This window comes from Methanococcus maripaludis (assembly GCF_002945325.1).
Classification (GTDB): domain Archaea; phylum AGJL01; class Methanococci; order Methanococcales; family Methanococcaceae; genus Methanococcus; species Methanococcus maripaludis.
On the sequence record NZ_CP026606.1, the window covers coordinates 995,233 to 1,015,597 of the forward strand.

Consider the following 20,365-nt stretch of genomic DNA (forward strand, 5'->3'; position numbering starts at 1 on the left):
TTTATTATTTTTTACAGATTATTTTTTGAACTACCACGGGATTACCCGTTCTTTTTACTTTTAAAGATTCATTATCAATTGTTATAACATCTCCTTCAATAAATTCGCCCTTGATTTCAATTTCTGAGTAAATTTCTGGTTCAGGACATATTTTATTAATTGCAAGGAATTCGTCATATAATACCAAAGTTCCATTTTTAATTATTCCGACATCCCCTATTTTTACTATTTTTTCAGCAATCATTGTTAATATCTGCATTTCAGCCATTTTTATGGATAAATCATGTCTGTAATTAAATAAGTCATCCAAATCATCATTGACTGCTTTTTCAAATTCAGGTTCTCCTGCTTCAACAAAATAATATTCAAAAGTATCACTTAATGTTGCATTTTCAATTTTTTTCAGGATTTTTTCAAATAAATCTCTGATTTCGCGTGCATTCATCTTCAAAAGTTTTTGAATGTGTTTTTTTATTTCTGATTCAACAAAGTGTTTTATATGTCTGTTACCAAATACAACAATTCCAGAACCGGTTTTTACTGATTTATTGGTTATTTGATCATTTTCAATATCTATTATTGCGCATTTTTCCTTTGTTAAATACATCCGCCTTCTTTTGGAGTCTTTTCCGATTGATAATACTTCTCCAGATAATAAATTTCCTAAACTCTTAACTTTTTCTCGCGTATCATTAATATGGACCGTAACATCAAATTCAGATGCTTTTTTAAACAATTCTTCATCAGATTTAATTTCTCCAGAATAAAGAACTTCTTCAAGCTTTTCCCTGTTACTTTCAATGCCGTTGAAAAGTAAATTTCTTTTATCGCCTGCAATAACAGCTCCATTTTTTCCGTAGTATCCGATAACAACACTCAAATTTTTCACCTTATTATTACATAATATTTAAATAGGACTCTTAAGATATTATTAAATATTACGAAGTTACTATCTATTACATGTAGATTTCAGTTATTAACTCTGGGAGGCATACAATGGTGGATATGGACAGGATAAGTATATCATTACCTACAAATTTACTTGCAGAATTCGACGAAATTATCGAAGAAAGGGGCTATGCAAGCAGAAGTGAGGCTATACGGGACTCTATTAGGGATTATTTAATAAAACATAAGTGGATTCACAGTCTTGAAGGGGAACGGGCTGGAACAATCAGTATTATTTATGACCACCACTCCACTGACGTAATGGAGAAGTTAACAAACATACAGCACGATTATGAAAAGTTAATTGTCGCAACAATCCACATGCACCTCGATCACGACCACTGTATGGAAGTAGTTCTTGTTAAAGGGGATGCGGGAGAAATTAAAGAATTAACTGATAAACTTACGTCACAAAAAGGCGTAAAACAGGTAAAATTAACTGTAATGGTTCCTGGCGGAAATATTCCCCAGTAAATCCGATTTTATTTTAACTTTTTATACTTTGAATCTTTATTGTTTTTATTATTTTTTAATTGTTACTTTAATTTAAAATTAGGTGAATACATGATCATCCCCAAAAAATACGAAAGAATAACCTTTGCATTACTGATGTCTGGTTCAATGGCATTTGTAATGTCTTTAGTAATGACAATGGTAAACCGCGGAATTAGTTTAGATGTTTTAGCATTTTGGCCAAAAGTATTTTTAATCGGCTACTGTATAGCGTTCCCTACCGCATACTTTGTTTCGCCACTTGTTGGAAAAATAAATTCAAAAATAATTATTAAATAAGTTTAAAAAATAATATTGGATAAATACATATTTACAAAATCGGATCAAAACCAGCCAATTTTATTTCTTTTTCTTTTTTATATAACACTTCTTCAAATTCATCTTCAGGAATGGATTTATTTAAAATAAAGTTTATTGTATGCTTTGTTTTATCGTAATAATCTGGAATTTCGATTAAATAATCTTTTTTAACGTATCTTAACAGGCACGTATTTAAAAACATACTATAGCCCTCTTCTAAAAGATCTATCGCATAAAATGGATTTTTTACAACTTTTGATACTTTAAAATCTATTTTTTCATTTTTAAGAGTTTTCCAAACAATCCTGTGTGCAGAGTAGTTAACTCCCAGCAGATTTTTAAAGTTAAAATCGCCTTTCGAAACCATTACAAAATGGTCGAATGCAACAGGAACAGGATCTCCAAGCCTGTAGCTCCAGTAGGGATCGTCAATTCCAACTACACTGGTTAAATTTGACCTGTAAAGCCTCAAAACATTAGAAAATGATGAAACGAGCACGTCATCAAAAAGAATCCGCCCAACTTCTCCACTTATAAATCCGCATGCAATAAATTTTTCTTTTGACGTTCTTTCAAGATATGCATTATAATATGATACAATACGTTCTGCATCGGGGGATAACATGGTTCCGGCAGGAGAAGAATATGTTAATTTTAAATCTAGCTTATTTTCAAGCCTTTTTATCTGAATATTGACTGTTGATGGGGGAATGCCCAGAATTTCAGCGGTTCTGTTCTGGGATCTGGTTTCAGAAACTGATTTTAAAATTTCGACTTGAGTTTTCGTGATCTGTTTACCTCTATAGTTTATATTCAAGGTCACACTTAAATCAGATTCAGATAATTTGTTCACGAAAACAACCCCTAACAATTGTGGTATAATATTATCTTTTACTCAAGTATTTTAAATTTATCAGGAGATATTATGAATTCTGCGGAGATTTTGGAAAATTCAATTAAGGCATTTAAATTAACGGAAAAACACCACGGAAATATTACTACTTTAGAAAGAGCTCTTTTTTTAGGCTGGTATTGTAATTTGGATGACCCGTGTAAGTTCTGTTTCATGTCTACACAAAAAGAAAAAATAAAAGATCCATTAAAAGCAAGAAGAAAGCCTGAATCGATTCTTGCAGAAAGTATACTAATGAAAAGAATAGGTTGGAAGCTTGAATTTATTTCTGGAGGATACGGGTACAAAACTGAAGAATTAAACGATACTATCGAGATGGTTTCCTACATCCAGCAGGCAAAACAGTATTTAAATGTTGGAATAATTGATTTTGAAAATTTAAATTTAAACAATATTGAAGGAGTTGTTGGCGCAGTAGAAACTGTAAATCCAAAATTGCACGAAGAATTGTGTCCTGGAAAGCCTTTATCAAATACAAAAGAAATGTTAAAGAAAGCAAAAGACATGGGCCTTAAAACTGGAATTACTATAATTTTAGGAATGGGCGAAACTGAAAAAGATATAGATTTACTCTTAAACTTAATCGAAGAACTAAATCTTGATAGGATTACATTTTATTCCCTAAATCCTCAAGATGAAACCGTTTTTCAGGGAAAAACTTCGGTAACGACCCTCGAATATATGAACTGGGTTTCAACTGTGAGGTTAAATTTCCCAAAAATGAAGATAATAACCGGAACATGGGTTGATAAACTTACAAATATCGGGCCGCTCGTAATGGCAGGTTCAAACGTAATTACAAAGTTCCCACTTTTTTCAATTTATGGTAAAAAAGAAGGAAAAACTGTTGAAAACGAGATCTCGTCAACAGGAAGGGAATTATACAGTACTTTTTCTGACCTGAATGTCCTAAAGGGTGAAAAAACCCTAAAAAATACTAAATATGTACCAGAAAAAATAGATATCTCTGAAAAAAACCTCGAACTTATAAACAGTCTTTCAAAACAGCTGGATAAAAAAATAGAAAGCTACGTTAAAACCACAATTAGGAAATCTCAAAAATAATATACTATATTCATAATTTAACTTAATTTAACACAACTAATTTAATCCGACTTTTTTATAATTTGATATATATAGTTACACGATCTAAATAGAAACAATGATCTAATCTACGCGGGATATTATGAAACACAGAAAGCTCGAAGAATCAGAAATTAGCGCTATAAAAGCGGCCATTTCAAGGTATATTGGTAAAAAAGCTGAAGAACTTGACTTTAATAATTTTTTAGTATTAAGGGGCAAGTCAAAAAACGTAGTCCATGTAAGTTCACAAGTGATGAAATCCCTAAAAAATCACAAGGATATTTACAGTGCCGGAATACATATTGGGGATTTAGAAGAAATCTCGGGAAAAGAAAAGTTTTTACCATCCCTTGAAGGTATAACGCGGGTTTCAAAGGATATTGAAAAAAATTATGCAGTTATTAATGAAAAAGGAGAAGGATTATTTCTTTATTCAAGAGATGTGTTTGATTCCTCAATTATTGAATTAAAAGGTGATGGAAAAGTTGCAGTATTTAACGAAAACAAAGAATTACTCGGTATTGGAAAATACAATGGAAAATTAATTAAAAATATAATGGATCGCGGATGGTATTTAAGATATGGCGGATAAATTTGGTGACTAAAATGGAGTCTAAACAACTTATAAATAAGATATTACGAGATATCGTAAAAAATATTGACGAATATTCAAGAGACCTTTTATTGGCGGAAAGTCTTGATGTGGAATTAAAAGGACTTAACCTCTGGGATTTAGATGGCAAAAGGTATTCTATAAAAGATTTAATGGATTGCGATGAATTACCTACGTTTGAAGCAATGGATAGAAAATATGTCCTTAGAAAAGTAAATTTAAAGCATGTTGATGATGGTGTAATGATAATACACCTTTCTTCGAGAAAAGCGGATGGATACAGTTTTTCAGTAGACAATACTTTTGAAGTTATTTTAAAGACATTTTCAGCGGCTTCATACGAACACCGGGAAAGAATACTGCTTTGGAATGAATTAAGCGACGAAGAATTGGATATTAAGATTTCTGAGTTTGATGTGAAAGTGGAATCAATAGTTCAGAAAATTTCAGAAAATTCAAAAATTTCTTCTGAAGTTCTGGTTTACATTGACGTATTCATGGATTTAGAAAAAATTGAAAATGTAATGGAAAAAGAGGAAGAAAAACTGGTTCTATGGCTTCACCCAGTATTTTTATTCTCAAAAGAATCCACTTTAAAAGGACTTATCGCATATGAATTATCAAAATATGATAAAAGTTTGATCGAAGGACATTATCAAGATATTTTAGAATACTGTAAGGAATATCGGGAATTATGCGGTAAAAATTTAAAAATAATCGAAAAAATTCGAGAAATCGCTGTAAAAAGAAATGATTATGATGTTTTAAAAGAAATAGATCAGATGAACACGATTTAATTAGGTGTATCATGAAATTTAGACAAAAACACGAAGATTTCATTGTAACTGAGATTTTAGACTATGAATTGAATGATTACGGAAACTATTTTCTGTATAAACTTCAAAAAAACGGAATAGAAAATTTAAAGGCAATTTCATATCTTTCAAAAAATTTTGAAGTTCCTACAAAAGAAATTGGCTACTGTGGTTTGAAGGACAGGCACGCAATCACAACTCAATATGTTTCAATTCCAAAAGAATATGGTAAATTATCCCTTGACGAAGATAATTTAAAGCTTGAATATGTTGGAACCATTGAAAAACCCTTAAAAATTGGAAGATTATATGGAAACAGGTTTGAAATCATAGCAAGGGCTATCGATAAAGACGAATTTTTAAAAATTGCAGATAATATACGAACTTTAAGTTCTGGTGCGCCAAATTACTACGATGATCAGAGATTTGGAAGTGTATTTAACGGTAAATTTATAGCAAAGGAGATTTTGAAAGGCAATTATGAAGAAGTCGTTAAAATACTTTTAACAAGCTATACAAAAAGTGAAAAAAAGCAATTAAAGGATTTAAAACGATTTATTGCCAAAAATTGGGGCAACTGGGATGAATGCTTAAAATATATCGATAAGAAGCAGATAAGAAGTAAAATGTTTAGAAATATGGTAAAGTCTTTAACATACGAAAATGATTTTAAAAAAGCGTTTAAATATGTTGATAATCGGTTAAAAGAGCTATTTATCTCCGCATATCAAAGTTACCTTTGGAACGAATGCTTAAAAGAGTTTTTAAAAGAAGTTATTCCAAAAGAAAATAGAATATATGTTGATTATTCCTGCGGAACATTTTTGTTTTACGAAAATATTGACGAAGAATTGTTTGTTAAATTAAAAGAAATGGATTTTCCAACGATAGTTTCAGACGTAGAGTACACTGATTCAGAAAAAAGAATAATAAAGGCAATTTTGAAAAAAGAACGGATTAAAATTTCAGATTTTGAGAAATTGGATTTTGGAAAATTAAAATACACAAAAAGACTGATTATTTCAATTCCTGAAGATGTCAATACTGGAAAGTTCAAATCTGACGAATTAAACTCAAAAAAGTACAAAATAGATTTAGAATTTAGTTTAAAGAAGGGAAGCTATGCAACTATAATTTTAAAAAGGGTTTTTAATATTTTATAATTTTTTTAATTTTTATTCTAAGAGATTTTTTTCAGCTGTTTTAATTTCAGAAATTTTTTCATCTAATTTTACTTTATGTGTTGAAATTTTTTCATTAAATGAAGATATTGCCCTTTCTACTTCTTCAGGGGCCGGTCCACCGATTACATTTCTTAATTTCACGTTTTCAAAAGGATCGAGTGCAGTATCAATTTTTTCCTGGCTTAATGAAAGGTTATTCTTTTCAAGAACCTCTGAAATTATTTCTTTAATTTCGACTTTTTCTTCAATAGACCTTTTCACGAGCTCTCCAACAATCCCATGAGCCATTCTAAATGCAATTCCGCATTCTCTTACAAGCGTATCTGCAAGTTCTGTCGCAGTTGAGTAGTTTTTCTCTGCATTTTCTTTCATTCTTTCTTTATTTACTTTAACAGTTGATATCATTCCGTCAACCATTTGAATACTATCAATAAGGGTGTAGACACTTTTCCAAAGGTGCGGACTGATTTCCTGTAAATCCCTATTGTATGTATTTGGAAGCGCTTTCATAATTGTTAAAACCGTTACAAGTTCCCCATTTAACGTTGAAAGTTTTGCTCTTGTAATTTCTGCAACATCGGGGTTTTTTTTCTGAGGCATAATTGAAGAGGTGGAGGTGTATTCGTTTGCAATTTCAATGGTGTTAAATTCTGCACTTGAAAACACGACGAGTTCTTCACATATTTTTGAGAGGTTTGTTCCAAGCATCGATATGTTTGCCATTGTTTCAACGATGAAATCTCTTGAAGACACACCATCCATTGAATTTTCAATTATTCCGTAAAATCCAAGAAGATCTTTTGTTCTTTTTCTGTTCAGGTTAAATCCTGTTGTGGCCATTGCACCGCATCCTAGTGGGGAGATATTTATTCTATTGTATGTGTCAAAAAACCTTGAAATATCTCTTTCAATCGCTGAAACATGGCTCAAAATTTGATGTCCAAAAGTTACAGGTTGCGCCTGCTGCAAATGCGTGTATCCAACAGTTAACGTGTCTTTATGTGCATTTGAAACCGCGAGCATATTTTTTTCCATTGTAATCAAATGGCCAATTATTTCAAGAACTTTTTTCCTCAAAGAAAGCCTTAAATCAGTTGCAACTTCGTCATTTCGGCTCCTTCCAGTATGCATTCTTCCAGCAACATCTTCACCAAGTTCCTTTATTAATTCACTTTCAATTACCATGTGAATGTCATCGAGTGATGGGTCAAGATCAAGATTTTCCATGCCTTTTTTCGCTATTTTTTTAAGTTCTGCAATTATTTTTTTACCGTTTTCTTCTGAAATCACGTTCTGTTCAACAAGCATCGTTGTATGCGCAATGTCGCATAAAATATCACTTTCAAAGATTTCTTTATCAAATTCAAGGCTTGTAGTGAATTTCATCACGTCTTCCTTGACGTTGCTTCCAAGTCTTCCCCTTCTTAAAATGTTCATCAAAGTCACCTTTTTTAAATTAAACTAACTATTTCCTTAAACTATAAAAATTTTTGATTTTTAGTCATGATGCACTTTTCCAAAACAACATCAAAACCGTTTTTCAAAACATAATTCACTGTTTCTTTATTCGAAGTTTCAAGCTGAAACCAAAATGTTTTAAATCCTACCTTAACAGCATCTTTGGCAATAGCAATGGTCCTTGACGGGTTTACAAATATCGATACGATGTCTATTCTTTCTTTTATTTCAGAAATATTTGAATATACAACATGATTTAGTATTTTTTCTCCCGAATAGTTTGGATTTACAAAATAAACATTAAATCCCGATTCTATCAAATATTTTGAAACGAAGTAACTCGGTTTTTCGCTATTTTTTGAAATTCCAATAACCGCAATATTTTTTGAAGAGTCAAGGAGTTTTTTAATTTCCAACCCTTCTAAAATTTTTCCAAGTTCTGAATTTTTTGTATGATTTGAACGATTCATTTAAGCACCATGTATTTTTATAGGTAATCACAATTATATGGTTATCAACACTTATTTTTACGTGGGAAAATGAATTTTATAGATTTATTCTGTGGATGCGGCGGTTTTTCGAGAGGATTTGTCGAAATGGGATTTAAACCACTTTTGGCAATTGAATTGGATGAAAACGCGGCAAATTCGTATGCTTTAAATTATAATGGAATGGTTTTTGAAAAAAAATTAAACGATATTTTAGAAAAAGATGTCTATTTTAAACTCGAAGATTTTTTAGTTCAAGATGATATTGAAGAATTTAAAAAATCAAATAATTATGAAAATTTAAATCCTGTTGTAATTAATGAGGATATACGGGAAATAAATTCAAAATACATAACGAATAAAATTAAAGATACGTCTTATTCAAAAATCGATGTGGTTATAGGCGGACCGCCTTGTGAAGGATACACCGGTGCAAATCCAAATCGTGAAAGGAGTCCATTTAACAGGCTTTATCGAGATCCTGTTGGAAGGCTGGTTTTAGATTATATTAGAATTGTTGGAGATATTTCTCCAGAAGTTTTTGTAATGGAAAATGTTCCGGGGATTTTAAACTACGAAACTAGGGAAAATATCGAAAAAGAGTTTTCAAGAGCAGGATACGACGAATTGTACTTTCATGTTTTTGATTCTGAAAATTACGGAAATCCTTCCTTTAGAAAACGGGTAATTATTTCAAATATTCCCCTAAATCTCGAAAAAACTGATAATGTGGATGTAAAAACTGCTTTATCAAATATCGATAGAAATGCATTGAATAATGAAAAATATCCCCTTCCAGAAAAGATTGCGAAAGGCATTCATAAAATTAAAATTGGAGGTTCCGCAGTTAAGTTTAAGGCCTGTGGCGGAGTTTTAGACAATTACATAAGGCTTTCAATGGAAGGAAACTCTGAAACCGTGATGGGAAAAAGGAGATTTATTCATCCTGATGAGGATAGACTTTTAACAGTTCGGGAACAGGCAAGGCTCATGAGTTATCCGGACACCCATATTTTTGCAGGAGGAATTACTGCCCAGTACAATCAAGTTGGAGAAAGCGTTCCACCATCCTTATCATTAGCAATTGCAAAAGAAGTTAAAAAATATTTTAATAGGTAAAAATTTTCAAAATTAAAAATAAAGAATAAAAAAGGTGATTTCATGTTTATCGCACTTCACAACACTTTTAGTTCAAAACAGATAGAAGAATTTACAAAAACGGTTTTTGGAATGGGGATCGACTCCGTAATATTTACAAGGGCAACGGGTTCAGCAGCTCAGAATGGAATTCCTATCGCTCAAAAAATGGCTATAAAACTGAATAAAAATCTAATGTTTCTCGAAGACATCGATGATGCAGTCGAGATTTTAAACCCTGAACGAGTAATATTAATATCCGACAGTAAAATTGCAGAAGAAAAAATTGACTTTAAATCTATTGGAAAGAGGGATTTGGTAATTTTTTCAGGAAATTCATCAGGCTTTTCAAAAAAGGAACTGGAAAAAGGAACTGGAATGCATATTTTAGAAAATAATATTGGTGCAATTGGCGAAGTTGCAGTTTTTCTCTACAAAATGAACGAATAACTTATAAAATATTATCTTGTGATTTTAGTGTTTTTAGACAATATGGATAGTATCAAAGATTTGAATTTGATTGACGAAATAAATGATAGTTCAAACCTTATTCTGATTAAAAATAGATTGGAACTATTATTTTGGAATAAAAACCCTGAAGTTTCAGAAAAAAATGGCGAAGAAGCTGTGGATGAAAGGGACGAAAAAAAATATTTAGATTATTTAAGGGATTATCAGGAAAGATTGAGGGTATATGGTGTTGGAGATACCGAGTTATTCCCTGATAAAATAGATTATTTAACACTTATACTTGCAGCAAACTCTAAAAATCACAATATTTACATTAAAAAACTTGCAGAAGAATATGCAGAAAAAGTACCGCTTGAAGAAGGCGATTCACGGGTAAATATTTGGGAGTTCATCGATGTTGCAGCAAATTCGAGAAATAACGACTTACACCTTGAAAGAATGATTCTCGAAGGAAATGTAGTTTTATTGAATAAAAAAAGGCAGTCAATTTATAATTTCGAAAAAATAAGGTTAAAAATTAAAAATTACGTAGATATGGTTCGAAATGCACAAATGCACAAAGAAATAAAGGATTTACTCGTGAAAAAATCAGAAGAAGCATTTGACGGAATTAAGATAGACTACAACATCGAAAGCGGAATTAAAGTAATTACTAAAGAATACTCTGGAGAAATTCCTGAAGACTGGCATCCGCCATGCATGAGAGAAATTTTAAACGATATTTTGTCAGGGGGATCTCCATCGCACTATGCAAGGCGTAGTTTTGTTGTTTATAGATTTGTATCCCAATTTGATCCTAATTTAAGGCCGATCGAAGAAGGAACGATTACAAATAGAAGTGCACAGGATATCGCAACAGAAGAGCAAATTGAACGTTTTTTAGATGAAATAATAAATATTTTTAAATCTGTTGGGGATTTTGATGTTGAAAAAACTAAATACTACATAAGTCATAATATTGGGTACAAAGTTGCAAACCACATAACGCACTGCGAGTACTGCAAAAACTGGCGTGATGATGGTGGAAAAGGTCTTGGATATTACTGCAGGCCTGATTCAACCTGTTCAAGGAAAGATATAATTCATCCTCTCGATTACTTATGCCACAACATTAACAGACATGTAAAAAAATCAGAATAACCGTGAAATTATGATAAACGACTTTTTAAACATTCAGGTACTTTTAGCTCCTGAAAGCTATTCGAGACTTCAAAATCTTGACAGCAATGATTTTTCAGATTTATTTAATAAAATAAAAGAATTTAAAAGCAAAAAAGACGATTTTATTCTTCTTGATTCGCATTTTTTAAACATATTTTTGGGAACTAATTTAAAAAATATTTTTGAAGAATACGGAAAATTCGATTTTTTAGCATACTACACATCAAACGAAGTGGCATCTGAAGAAAAAATTTTAGAAAAAGATGATTTTGAGCCAATTGGTGAAGTTAAACTTGAAAATGAAGAAATTTTTAAGCCTAAAATGGAAAATAAGGCTTACGATTTAGATTTTGAGGATATTGAAGAAGAGGAGCCGGAACTTGATGAAATACATAAAAAATTAGAAGAAGAGCGAAAAGAAAGACTTTTAGAAATAAGATCTATTCGAGAAAGCGTTAATAACAAGATAAACTACTACGCAAAAGATATCGAAGCACAAATACACGTTTACGATGAATATGATGTTACAGGAAAATCAACATGTGAAGGAACACTAGATGACTTTGTAAAATATTTTAAGGATAGGTGTAGTACTCTAAGAAAAATAATTGAATTGAAAAATCAAAAGAAAGCATACCCTTTAAACCAGCTTTTTAGGCGAAAAAAAGAAAATGAAGTGTTTATTGCAGGGATCGTTTCAGATGTGAATTCCACCAAAAACGGACACAAAATGGTTGAATTAGAAGATGAAAACGGAACTTTTAGGGTACTTTTGATGAAAGATAAAATGGAAAAAGGAGACCTTCCCTCAGACGTTCTTTTAGATGAAGTTATCGGTTTTGAAGGAACTATAAACGATAAGGGAGACTTGATGTTTGTAGATCGGGCATTTAGGCCAGATATTACTCCAAAACCCACAAAAACAACCGACGAAAAGATATACACTGCATTTTTGTCAGATGTTCACGTAGGAAGCCGTGAATTTTTAAATAAGGTCTTCGCAAAATTTATCCGGTTTTTAAATGGCGAAGTAAATAACGGTTTAGAAGAAAAAATAGTAAGCAGATTAAAATACATTTCAATTGCAGGGGATTTAGTAGATGGTGTTGGAATTTACCCTGGTCAAGAGTACGATCTTTATGATGTAGATATAATTTCACAGTATGCTGAAGTTGCAGCTTATTTAGAGCAGGTTCCAGAACATATAAAATTTATAATCTGTCCTGGTAACCACGATGCGTTAAGACCTGCGGAACCGCAGCCTACATTTGATGAATCGATAACGAGCCTATTTCCAAAAGAAAATGTTACATTTGTTGGAAACCCTGGTGTAGTAAATATGCATGGCCTTGATTTGTTGATGTATCACGGCAGAAGTTTTGATGACATTATCGGCCAGATTTCATCAGCCCAGTATACAAATCCTCCTTCAATCATGACTGAACTTTTAAAAAGAAGGCATTTATGCCCGACTTATGGTGGAAGATGTCCGATAGCTCCAGAACACGTTGATTATCTTGCAATACATACCGAACCTGATATTTTCCACACTGGACACATCCACATCAACGGGTATGATAATTATCATGGGGTAAGGATGATAAACAGTGGTACATTTCAGGAACAGACTGATTTCCAGAAAAGAATGGGTATCAAGCCTACACCTGGAATTATTCCGATACAGGATTTATCAAAAAGAGAACAACACATGATTGAATGGAATCAGGGAAAAATCGAAATAAATTAATTTTTATTTTATTTTATTTTATTTTATTTTATTTTATTTTATTTTTTAGACAGCATTTTTAATTTATCAAGTCCTGCCTTTTTAATTGCTTTTTTCATTTCTACAACAGCTTGCGGGTCTTTTTCAGTCAGGGTTCCAGTTACAATTACGTCTGCACCGCTCATGACTTTTTCATAAGCTACTTCGGGAGTTCTTATTCCTCCGCCGACAATAATGTTTATTCCACTTAATTTTTTGGAAATTCCAACCATTTCATTGCTTACAGGGTATTCTGCACCGCTTCCTGCTTCAAGATATGCCCATCTCATTCCAAAGTATGATGCTGAAAGACTGTAAAGTCCTGCAATTTCTGGTTTTTTCTGCGGAATTTCATTTACTTCCCCGACAAATCCAACAGCAGTCCTGCTTATTGGTTCAATTCCAAGATATGCCATAGGAAGTGTTTCAAGTCCGTATTTTTTAATTGTAAGGGCGCCCAGAGTTGGTGCGGTCATGTTCCAGTACGTGTTTTTCGAGTTCATGAGGCTCATAAAAAATACCGCATCTGCTTCTTTTGTGACGCCATCAACATTTCCAGGGAATAATATTATTGGAAGTCCTGTGATTTCCTTAATGTCTTTTGTAACTTCATCGAGGTTTATTATTCCGATACTTCCCCCGATAATTATCGCATCAGCATAATCTTTGACGTGATTTGCAATTTCCCGATAGTTCTTTTCATCAGGGTCTATAAGTACGAAGTAAGCTGCACCTTCTTCTTCGATAATTTTATTCAGTTTAGACTCAATTTCTCCAAGTTTTATCTGCATCATGGGCCCTCTATAACTCTTAATTATAATCATATCGGTTATGATTTTTCATTTATTTAATAATTTAGGTAATTTTGGGCTTTTTTGTTCAAGTTAATTGGGCAGATTTTTCCAATAATATTATAAAAAACGAAAATTATCACAAATAGGTTTATATCTGCAAAAGAAGTACCTAAATAGTCCTCAAATGGACAGTTAGATACGGTGAAAATATGGAACAAATAATAATGGTAACTTTGGGAGCTTATGCGGCATTTTTGGCTATAATGTCACACGTGGCTTACAAAATTTACCTTAAAAGATTTATAAAACTTTAAAAATCGATAACAATCATTTTCTTGTTTATTATTTTTTTTAAATTAAAAAATTAAAAATAAAAATTATTTTTCTATAATTGTTTCTTTAATTGCCATTCCAAAGTGCCGCGCATTTTCATCGGGTTTTATCAATACTTTGGTTCCAACTTTTAAATCAACAACTGAAACTGGTTTTCCATCTTCTCCAACTAAACGGATAGTTTCTGCGTTTTGGAGGATTGTTCTTAAATTTTCCCCGTTGTATTCTGCTTCAACAAGGAATAACGGTCTTTTTTCGATTTTTACGCGTCCGATAATGGCTTCTCTCGTTTCACCGTTTTTACTAACGACTAAAACTTTATCGCCTGCTTTTAAATCGCTTAAATATTTAGTTTTGTTTTCAGGGCACAAGATATAGGCATGAACAGGTCCGGCATTTACCCTAAATGGTCGTGTAGCGACATACGGGTTTTCAACAGTTTCTGAATGAACTAAAAACATCCCTCGGGAGTAGGATCCAATTAACATTCCTTCTCCCATTTCCATCATGGAACATGTGTCAATACAGACTCGGTCCCCACTTCCAACAGGTTCAATTTTTGTAACTGTTGCGTATTCGAGTTTTACGCTTTCAGAGTTCATTCTTTCAATTAATTTTGAGAAGTCTTTTACTTCGTTAATACCTTTTGGAATTAAAACTACGCCGTCAACTCCTTTTTCTAAAATTTCGTATGCAGCTTCCGCGTCTTTTACGTTTGTTACAACTGAAACGATTTTTATTTCTTCGCTGAATAAATCTGCAATGATGTTTTCAAGAGGAATAATTGTCCAGTCGCTTCCTTCTAAAACAATGTAATCGACAAAATCGAGTTTGCTTACGTCTGTAGCGTAGACTTCATCTTCTTTGGTGTTTATTACAACGTAAACACCGGTTTCTTTTCCGGAGAGTTTTGCAGATTTTAAAATCTCTAAATCTTCCCCTTTATTAATTAAAACGATATCTGCATCGAGATTATCAGAAACAATTTTTATATTTCCAAGTTCTCTTACAGAACTTATTTCTTCCTTTTCTGCAATGATTCCTGGAATTGAACTCTCAAGAGCATCTTTTACCGATTCCATTCTCTCTTCAAGGTCATTTCCTGTTGTTTTTATCCATCCAAATTTCATATATTCACCATGCCTATATTTTGAACCAAATATGCCGAATTGATTCTTGAATTGATATGTATTTAATCTATATATTTTTATTTATAATTAATTAACATATTTACTTAAAAGAAACTGTGTGGTCACGATGCTCTCGAAGATTTGTAAAAACTGCGCTTATGTTATGGATTATTTTTTATCAAAAGAATGGTTCCAAGTACTGATAATTGCAGCAATTTCTGCATTACTCGCTTATTATTCCCTATTTTATTTTGCATGGGGTACTGGTTTTGATGAAAATTTAAGGTATATTTTAAGCACGCTGCCACAAACACAAGGGGCGATTGTTGGAATTGTTGCATCGATTTCAATTGTTGCAATCCAGATGGTAAGCCAGCAGTATTCAACGAGAATTACGCATCTTTTACTTAACAAGACGTTTTGGGGATTTATAATAGCTTATATCGTTTCTATGAGTTACGAAGTTTTGATACTCGGGTTTATGCCAACAGCAAGAATTCCGGTATTTATTGGAGGATACGAGATATCATATCATATTTTAATTGGTATTTTGTTCTTTTTTGTCTATTTTGACTTTTTGATACTTTTACCCTACATGAAGAACACGATTAATGGGTTAAAGCCCGAAAATGTTATAGATGCTTTAATAAATTCCATTTCAAAAGACGAAATAAAAAATTACCGTTCACTGGATTCAGAAAACAAAGATTACAAATCTGCAAGGAATATTCCAAAAAACACACTGAGAACAGTTTACTATATAATTGGAAAAAGTTTAAAATCTGATCACTACATGACTGCAAGAAACGGGATAATCCTTCTTGGTGCAAATTACTCAGTTTTAGCGAAAAAAGGTAAATTTAAAAATAAAAAATTTTTTGAAAGCTACATAGACAACCTTAAAAATTTGGGACTGACTGCATACGGGACTTCATTTTCAATCTCAAGGGAAGCAATAATTTCACTTGAAAAAATTTCGAAATTTGAACTAAATAGAAATTATGACTTATCTTTAAGGGCGCTAAACGGAATTAAAAAAATCGGACTTTTGTATGCTCAAGAATACGAATTAAAGATAGACAAATCAGACGAAAAAGAGTTAATCCATATTGTGTTTGAAAAACTTGGAAATATCATAAAATTCATACTTTCAAAGCCTAAACACAACGAAAAAATAATATCAAAACAGGTAACGTTCAAAATTATGATGTTTTCCGAAATTTTAAAAATTTTTGAACTAATTTTGGATAAATTAAATTCAAGGGACATATTAAAAAATGAAGCTGCTGGAACTTTAATTTTGGATGCACTGAATAATTTTTCAAAACCCGTTATTGAATTTATAAAAACAAATGAAAATACAGAATTTGTATCTGAAATTGTCTGCAATCTTTCAAAAACACTGAAAAATTTCGTAAAATTAATTTCCAAAGCAAATGAAGAAAATGAAAGTTTAAACGAGTATTTAATAGAAATAGTGAAAATATACGGAATAATTTTAGATTTGATATGCGAAAAAACGATTGAAAAAACAATAGATACGATTTTATTAGATATTTCAGAAATTTGGAAGATTTCAAACGGGAAATTTGAACAAATCTTTGGAATTGGCGATATTGTTGAAAATATAGATAATTCTGAAAAAATAAAATGTGCAGACAGTTTAAGAGAACAACTAATAGAAAAAATTTCAAAACAAGACAATAATTAAAATTTTATAGCACCATAGAAAAATACTATTAAAAAATAAAAGCGTGAAAAAATCGAAAAAGTTTTAAATTCAATAGCGGAAATGGAAGATAACGACTGGAAATTGTTAAAAATAATTGAAATTTCAATGAAAAATCACGAATGGGTACCTATTCAAGATTTAAGGCGAAAAACGGGATTTCATGAAAAAGAAATAGTTTTCAGGCTTGGAAGATTGAATAAATTTAAGTTTACCAACAAGTCTAATTACGGATACAGGCTTTCCCACTGGGGGTATGATGCATTAGCGATGAATGCATTTATAAAAAAGGAATTAATTGCAGGAATTGGTGGAAAAGTTGGGGTTGGAAAAGAAGGCGATGTTTATCACGTTCTGCTCACGAATCACCGTGAAGCTGTTTTGAAATTCCACCAGCTTGGAAGAACATGTTTCTCAATGGGAAAAAGATACCGAGAGTACCTTGCAAATAAAAGGCATATCAGCTGGCTTTACGCTTCAAGGCTCACCGCTGCAAGAGAATTTGAAGTTTTAAACATGCTTTTTCCAGTTGTAAAAGTTCCTGAACCAATTGAACAGAACCGGCACGCAATAATAATGGGAAAACTACACGGGGAAGAATTAAAGCGTGTTAATCTTCCTGAAATAAATGTGGATCCCGAAGAATTTTTCTGGAAGTTAATGGCAGAAGTTAAAAAAACATACGATTTAGGAATTATTCACGGGGATTTAAGTGAATTTAATATATTGATTGATTCGGAAGGCGATTTTGTAATTATCGACTGGCCTCAAGCAATCGAAGTCGGAAAAAAAGGAAAATTGGATAAATTACCATTTGAAGAAGTAGAATACGATGAAGAATTTTATCTAAAAAGGGATATTGAAAATCTGCTCCGGTACTTTAAAAAGTACGGAATCGATAAAGACATGGATAAGTTATATAATTATGTTATTGGAGATATAAATAGCGAAAATATTTAATGGATTTTTCAATAATTTACGGATTTTTCGGTGATTTCATGACAAAAGTTAACTTCATGCAGGGAAACATGGCATGCGTTGAAGGTGCAATAAAAGCAGGATGTAAATTTTTTGGAGGGTATCCAATTACCCCTTCAACTGAGATTGCAGAAGGAATGGCAAAAAGACTTCCAAAGATTGGCGGGTTTTATTCACAAATGGAGGATGAAATTGCAAGTATCGCATCAATAATCGGTGCAAGCTGGGCAGGTACAAAGTCAATGACAGCAACAAGTGGCCCGGGAATGAGTTTAATGCTTGAAAATATCGGCTACGCTTACATGACTGAAACACCTTGCGTTTTAGTAAATGTCCAAAGAGGTGGCCCTTCAACAGGACAGCCAACTGCAGCAGCTCAAGGAGACATGATGCAGGTAAGGTGGGGAAGTCACGGGGACTATGAACCGATAGCACTCTGTCCTTCATCAGTTCAGGAAATGTATGATTTTACAATACTTGCTTTTAATTATGCAGAAAAATACAGAATACCTGTTTTTGTTATGGCAGATGAGATTTTAGGACACATGAGAGAAAAAGTAGTTTTACACGATGATATTGAAATATTAAACCGTGAAAAACCGGAAGAAAAACCATGTACCAAACCATATCCGTTTGGCAAAGAAGTTCCACCAATGCCCACATTTGGTGAAGGATATAATATCCACGTAACAGGATTAACTCATGGGGAAAATGGGTACCCTGACGTTTCAGCAGAAACACACGATAAACTGGTTAGAAGAATCTGCAACAAAATTTTGGAAAATAAAGATGACATTGTATTATACGAAGGAAAGTATATGGACAGTGAAACAATGTTTATCTGCTACGGAACTCCTTCAAGAACTGTAAAACACACGGTTGAAACTCTAAGGGAACAAGGACAAGATGTTGGATACATCAGGTTAAAAACTGTATTTCCATTTCCTGATAAATTGATAGCAGGATTAAAAGCCTCAAAAATTATCGTTCCAGAAATGAATTTAGGGCAGATTTCTGGAGAAGTTATGAAATATGCAAAATGCGAAGTAGTTGGTTGTGGAAAAATCGGTGGAGAACTACACAGGCCCGAAGACTTAAAAGAATTAATTTAAAAATTTTAAAAAAGTTATTTTATTTTTTTAGTACTTTATTTTAAAGAATTTAAAACCGCATTTATTACGTATTCATCAGAAATTCGTTCTGCATCTTTTGAACAGAAATCTATTCTTATGTTTTTACTTGCACCAGGCATACCTGCCGCAGTGATTGTAACTATTCCGTAATTTTCAAGCAATTTTAGTGCAGTTTCAATTAATTTTTCTTCTGATGGATTTTTTATTATAAATCCGGTTGGAGTTTTTTTATACTCAACTTTTTCAGTTTCAAGTACTGATAAATCAACTTTTTCTGCACGTTCAAATGCATTTTTTAAATTATTTAGATCAAAACTTTCAAGAGCAGTTACAACTGCGGCCATTATTGGGGCCTGCGCTTCAAGTCCAAATTTTAAACCTTCAGAATATATCTGGTCAACTAAGTTTTTATTCCCTGCAAGAAGGCCTGCTCTTGGGCCTTCCATTAATTTGTCCATGCTGGTTACAACTAAATCTGCACCCATTTCAAGAGCTGGTGATTCTCCGTACAATTGTCTCAAGCGTGCTCCTGAAGCATCATCAAAAAATACTGGAGAATTTTTAGATTTTGCGTAAGCTATTATTTTTCCTGCAATTTCTTCAGAAACTACTTTGTGATCCATGGTAGCTCCAGTTATTACCGTAAATGAATTTTCATCAATTTTTGAGAGAATTTCTTCTAAAGAATCACTTTCAAAGTATTCCATTCCAAATATTTTGCAACTCCGTGGAATTGAGGGGTGTGCAGGTTTTTCAGGAACATAATGCACCAGTTTTTCGAAAGACTTTGAAATGGTCATTATTGTGGACAATATTGCCGAAGAAGTCCTGTTAAAACATACTGCATTATGAATTTTGGAATTTCCTGATAAATGGCTTAAACCAGCATTATTTAGTTTTTCTGAAAATATTGCTGGCCCAACATATGTTTCTATTAATTTTAGGTTTTCTTCACAGATTTCAAATCCGCCACAAAGACCCGTTAAATCATAAATACTGTTTCTTCCAGTATTTTGTATTTTTTTTCTTATTATTTCTCTTGCTGTATTTACCCGGTTTAATTCCAAAAGACTATCCATAACTGCACCTTGATACGTAAATTATACTAATTAACCTGCCCCTGAACATCCGCATCCGTTTTCAGCGGCTTCAAGATCAATATCTTCATTAGTTATTCTTTCGATTAATTCTTCTTCCGATTCTTTTTTTTCGATTTTTCTTCTTTCAACAAGTTCAAGAAGTTCGGGTCTGTAATATATGTCATTTTCTAAAAGAACCCATTCTTCATCATTTTTTGGTTCAATTGCTTTGACGGTTCCATGAGTTCCTGTGTTAATATATCTTACATAGGAACCGATTTCTATGAGTTTACCATTGCGGTCAAGAGTCATAGAATCACCTCAATTCTAATATCTC

At 32.3% G+C, this 20,365-nt stretch carries 21 protein-coding genes; 13 read left to right on the forward strand and 8 right to left on the reverse strand.

From position 1 onward, the window contains the following. Positions 1-4 precede the first annotated feature (4 nt). On the reverse strand, positions 5-880 hold the full coding sequence (locus tag MMJJ_RS05355) for an MJ0548 connectase family domain-containing protein (protein ID WP_104837987.1): 876 nt from the start codon (positions 878-880) through the stop codon (positions 5-7). Positions 881-996: 116 nt separating this feature from the next. On the opposite strand from MMJJ_RS05355, the gene nikR reads away from it, so the two are divergent. Together nikR and MMJJ_RS05365 are read left to right on the forward strand one after the other, a co-directional pair. Then, positions 997-1,422 carry a nickel-responsive transcriptional regulator NikR gene (gene nikR, locus MMJJ_RS05360; RefSeq protein WP_011169964.1) on the forward strand — a complete coding sequence of 142 codons (426 nt, stop codon included), beginning with the start codon at positions 997-999 and terminating at the stop codon, positions 1,420-1,422. Positions 1,423-1,512: 90 nt separating this feature from the next. Next, positions 1,513-1,740, forward strand: coding sequence for a DUF2798 domain-containing protein (locus MMJJ_RS05365; RefSeq protein WP_104837988.1), 228 nt, complete (start codon positions 1,513-1,515; stop codon positions 1,738-1,740). Positions 1,741-1,771: 31 nt separating this feature from the next. On the opposite strand, the gene MMJJ_RS05370 is transcribed toward MMJJ_RS05365, so the two are convergent. Beyond that, complete coding sequence (locus tag MMJJ_RS05370) at positions 1,772-2,614, reverse strand: helix-turn-helix domain-containing protein (RefSeq protein ID WP_104837989.1); 843 nt, start codon at positions 2,612-2,614, stop codon at positions 1,772-1,774. 72 nt (positions 2,615-2,686) lie between these two features. On the opposite strand from MMJJ_RS05370, the gene MMJJ_RS05375 reads away from it, so the two are divergent. The 4 genes from MMJJ_RS05375 (at position 2,687) to truD (ending at position 6,351) form a co-directional block, all read left to right on the forward strand. Beyond that, a complete protein-coding gene (locus tag MMJJ_RS05375) occupies positions 2,687-3,739 on the forward strand; it encodes a radical SAM protein (protein ID WP_104837990.1) in 1,053 nt (350 codons plus the stop codon). A 121-nt stretch (positions 3,740-3,860) separates the two neighbouring features. Further along, positions 3,861-4,352, forward strand: a complete 492-nt coding sequence (locus MMJJ_RS05380) for a PUA domain-containing protein (protein WP_104837991.1) — start codon at positions 3,861-3,863, stop codon at positions 4,350-4,352. A gap of 14 nt (positions 4,353-4,366) precedes the next feature. Beyond that, positions 4,367-5,170 carry a hypothetical protein gene (locus tag MMJJ_RS05385; protein ID WP_104837992.1) on the forward strand — a complete coding sequence of 268 codons (804 nt, stop codon included), beginning with the start codon at positions 4,367-4,369 and terminating at the stop codon, positions 5,168-5,170. An 11-nt stretch (positions 5,171-5,181) separates the two neighbouring features. Continuing rightward, on the forward strand, positions 5,182-6,351 hold the full coding sequence (gene truD, locus MMJJ_RS05390) for a tRNA pseudouridine(13) synthase TruD (RefSeq protein WP_104837993.1): 1,170 nt from the start codon (positions 5,182-5,184) through the stop codon (positions 6,349-6,351). A gap of 12 nt (positions 6,352-6,363) precedes the next feature. On the opposite strand, the gene argH is transcribed toward truD, so the two are convergent. Next, positions 6,364-7,809, reverse strand: a complete 1,446-nt coding sequence (gene argH, locus MMJJ_RS05395; protein ID WP_104837994.1) for an argininosuccinate lyase — start codon at positions 7,807-7,809, stop codon at positions 6,364-6,366. A 41-nt stretch (positions 7,810-7,850) separates the two neighbouring features. Beyond that, on the reverse strand, positions 7,851-8,300 hold the full coding sequence (locus MMJJ_RS05400; protein ID WP_104837995.1) for a CoA-binding protein: 450 nt from the start codon (positions 8,298-8,300) through the stop codon (positions 7,851-7,853). A 69-nt stretch (positions 8,301-8,369) separates the two neighbouring features. Between MMJJ_RS05400 and MMJJ_RS05405 the strand changes: the two genes are divergently transcribed. The 4 genes from MMJJ_RS05405 to MMJJ_RS05420 are packed head-to-tail and all read left to right on the forward strand — an operon-like array spanning position 8,370 to position 12,834. Beyond that, positions 8,370-9,437, forward strand: a complete 1,068-nt coding sequence (locus tag MMJJ_RS05405) for a DNA cytosine methyltransferase (protein WP_104837996.1) — start codon at positions 8,370-8,372, stop codon at positions 9,435-9,437. A 42-nt stretch (positions 9,438-9,479) separates the two neighbouring features. After that, positions 9,480-9,905 (forward strand): RecB-family nuclease, encoded by a 426-nt coding sequence (locus tag MMJJ_RS05410; RefSeq protein WP_104837997.1) that lies wholly within the window; start codon positions 9,480-9,482, stop codon positions 9,903-9,905. 27 nt (positions 9,906-9,932) lie between these two features. Then, entirely contained in the window at positions 9,933-11,066 is a 1,134-nt protein-coding gene (locus tag MMJJ_RS05415; RefSeq protein WP_104837998.1) for a hypothetical protein, read from the forward strand. 10 nt (positions 11,067-11,076) lie between these two features. Continuing rightward, positions 11,077-12,834 carry a DNA-directed DNA polymerase II small subunit gene (locus MMJJ_RS05420; RefSeq protein ID WP_104837999.1) on the forward strand — a complete coding sequence of 586 codons (1,758 nt, stop codon included), beginning with the start codon at positions 11,077-11,079 and terminating at the stop codon, positions 12,832-12,834. 38 nt (positions 12,835-12,872) lie between these two features. On the opposite strand, the gene MMJJ_RS05425 is transcribed toward MMJJ_RS05420, so the two are convergent. Further along, entirely contained in the window at positions 12,873-13,643 is a 771-nt protein-coding gene (locus MMJJ_RS05425; protein ID WP_104838589.1) for a phosphoglycerol geranylgeranyltransferase, read from the reverse strand. A gap of 380 nt (positions 13,644-14,023) precedes the next feature. Continuing rightward, a complete protein-coding gene (locus MMJJ_RS05430; protein ID WP_104838000.1) occupies positions 14,024-15,109 on the reverse strand; it encodes a 3-dehydroquinate synthase II in 1,086 nt (361 codons plus the stop codon). Positions 15,110-15,236: 127 nt separating this feature from the next. On the opposite strand from MMJJ_RS05430, the gene MMJJ_RS05435 reads away from it, so the two are divergent. The 3 genes from MMJJ_RS05435 (at position 15,237) to MMJJ_RS05445 (ending at position 18,928) form a co-directional block, all read left to right on the forward strand. Then, the gene (locus MMJJ_RS05435; protein ID WP_104838001.1) at positions 15,237-16,820 is read left to right on the forward strand and encodes a DUF2254 family protein; all 1,584 of its coding nucleotides are present in this window, start codon (positions 15,237-15,239) and stop codon (positions 16,818-16,820) included. Between the two features lie 81 nt (positions 16,821-16,901). Further along, positions 16,902-17,798 (forward strand): RIO1 family regulatory kinase/ATPase domain-containing protein, encoded by an 897-nt coding sequence (locus MMJJ_RS05440; RefSeq protein WP_104838002.1) that lies wholly within the window; start codon positions 16,902-16,904, stop codon positions 17,796-17,798. Positions 17,799-17,836: 38 nt separating this feature from the next. Continuing rightward, entirely contained in the window at positions 17,837-18,928 is a 1,092-nt protein-coding gene (locus tag MMJJ_RS05445) for a 2-oxoacid:acceptor oxidoreductase subunit alpha (RefSeq protein ID WP_104838590.1), read from the forward strand. Positions 18,929-18,963: 35 nt separating this feature from the next. On the opposite strand, the gene MMJJ_RS05450 is transcribed toward MMJJ_RS05445, so the two are convergent. Then, positions 18,964-20,028 carry a TIGR03576 family pyridoxal phosphate-dependent enzyme gene (locus MMJJ_RS05450; RefSeq protein ID WP_104838003.1) on the reverse strand — a complete coding sequence of 355 codons (1,065 nt, stop codon included), beginning with the start codon at positions 20,026-20,028 and terminating at the stop codon, positions 18,964-18,966. Between the two features lie 30 nt (positions 20,029-20,058). Beyond that, positions 20,059-20,340 carry a DUF2098 domain-containing protein gene (locus MMJJ_RS05455; RefSeq protein ID WP_011169945.1) on the reverse strand — a complete coding sequence of 94 codons (282 nt, stop codon included), beginning with the start codon at positions 20,338-20,340 and terminating at the stop codon, positions 20,059-20,061. Positions 20,341-20,365 lie beyond the last annotated feature (25 nt).

What these genes read in the sequence shown, in the direction of transcription:
- nikR (WP_011169964.1), top strand. Translation starts at nt 997, where the DNA reads ATGGTGGATATGGACAGGATAAGTATATCATTACCTACAAATTTACTT.
- MMJJ_RS05380 (WP_104837991.1), top strand. Translation starts at nt 3,861, where the DNA reads ATGAAACACAGAAAGCTCGAAGAATCAGAAATTAGCGCTATAAAAGCG.
- truD (WP_104837993.1), top strand. Translation starts at nt 5,182, where the DNA reads ATGAAATTTAGACAAAAACACGAAGATTTCATTGTAACTGAGATTTTA.
- MMJJ_RS05445 (WP_104838590.1), top strand. Translation starts at nt 17,837, where the DNA reads ATGACAAAAGTTAACTTCATGCAGGGAAACATGGCATGCGTTGAAGGT.
- MMJJ_RS05385 (WP_104837992.1), top strand. Translation starts at nt 4,367, where the DNA reads ATGGAGTCTAAACAACTTATAAATAAGATATTACGAGATATCGTAAAA.
- MMJJ_RS05410 (WP_104837997.1), top strand. Translation starts at nt 9,480, where the DNA reads ATGTTTATCGCACTTCACAACACTTTTAGTTCAAAACAGATAGAAGAA.
- MMJJ_RS05375 (WP_104837990.1), top strand. Translation starts at nt 2,687, where the DNA reads ATGAATTCTGCGGAGATTTTGGAAAATTCAATTAAGGCATTTAAATTA.
- MMJJ_RS05435 (WP_104838001.1), top strand. Translation starts at nt 15,237, where the DNA reads ATGCTCTCGAAGATTTGTAAAAACTGCGCTTATGTTATGGATTATTTT.
- MMJJ_RS05425 (WP_104838589.1), bottom strand. Translation starts at nt 13,643, where the DNA reads ATGCAGATAAAACTTGGAGAAATTGAGTCTAAACTGAATAAAATTATC.
- MMJJ_RS05400 (WP_104837995.1), bottom strand. Translation starts at nt 8,300, where the DNA reads ATGAATCGTTCAAATCATACAAAAAATTCAGAACTTGGAAAAATTTTA.
- MMJJ_RS05440 (WP_104838002.1), top strand. Translation starts at nt 16,902, where the DNA reads ATGGAAGATAACGACTGGAAATTGTTAAAAATAATTGAAATTTCAATG.
- MMJJ_RS05405 (WP_104837996.1), top strand. Translation starts at nt 8,370, where the DNA reads ATGAATTTTATAGATTTATTCTGTGGATGCGGCGGTTTTTCGAGAGGA.
- argH (WP_104837994.1), bottom strand. Translation starts at nt 7,809, where the DNA reads ATGAACATTTTAAGAAGGGGAAGACTTGGAAGCAACGTCAAGGAAGAC.
- MMJJ_RS05455 (WP_011169945.1), bottom strand. Translation starts at nt 20,340, where the DNA reads ATGACTCTTGACCGCAATGGTAAACTCATAGAAATCGGTTCCTATGTA.
- MMJJ_RS05430 (WP_104838000.1), bottom strand. Translation starts at nt 15,109, where the DNA reads ATGAAATTTGGATGGATAAAAACAACAGGAAATGACCTTGAAGAGAGA.
- MMJJ_RS05450 (WP_104838003.1), bottom strand. Translation starts at nt 20,028, where the DNA reads ATGGATAGTCTTTTGGAATTAAACCGGGTAAATACAGCAAGAGAAATA.
- MMJJ_RS05365 (WP_104837988.1), top strand. Translation starts at nt 1,513, where the DNA reads ATGATCATCCCCAAAAAATACGAAAGAATAACCTTTGCATTACTGATG.
- MMJJ_RS05420 (WP_104837999.1), top strand. Translation starts at nt 11,077, where the DNA reads ATGATAAACGACTTTTTAAACATTCAGGTACTTTTAGCTCCTGAAAGC.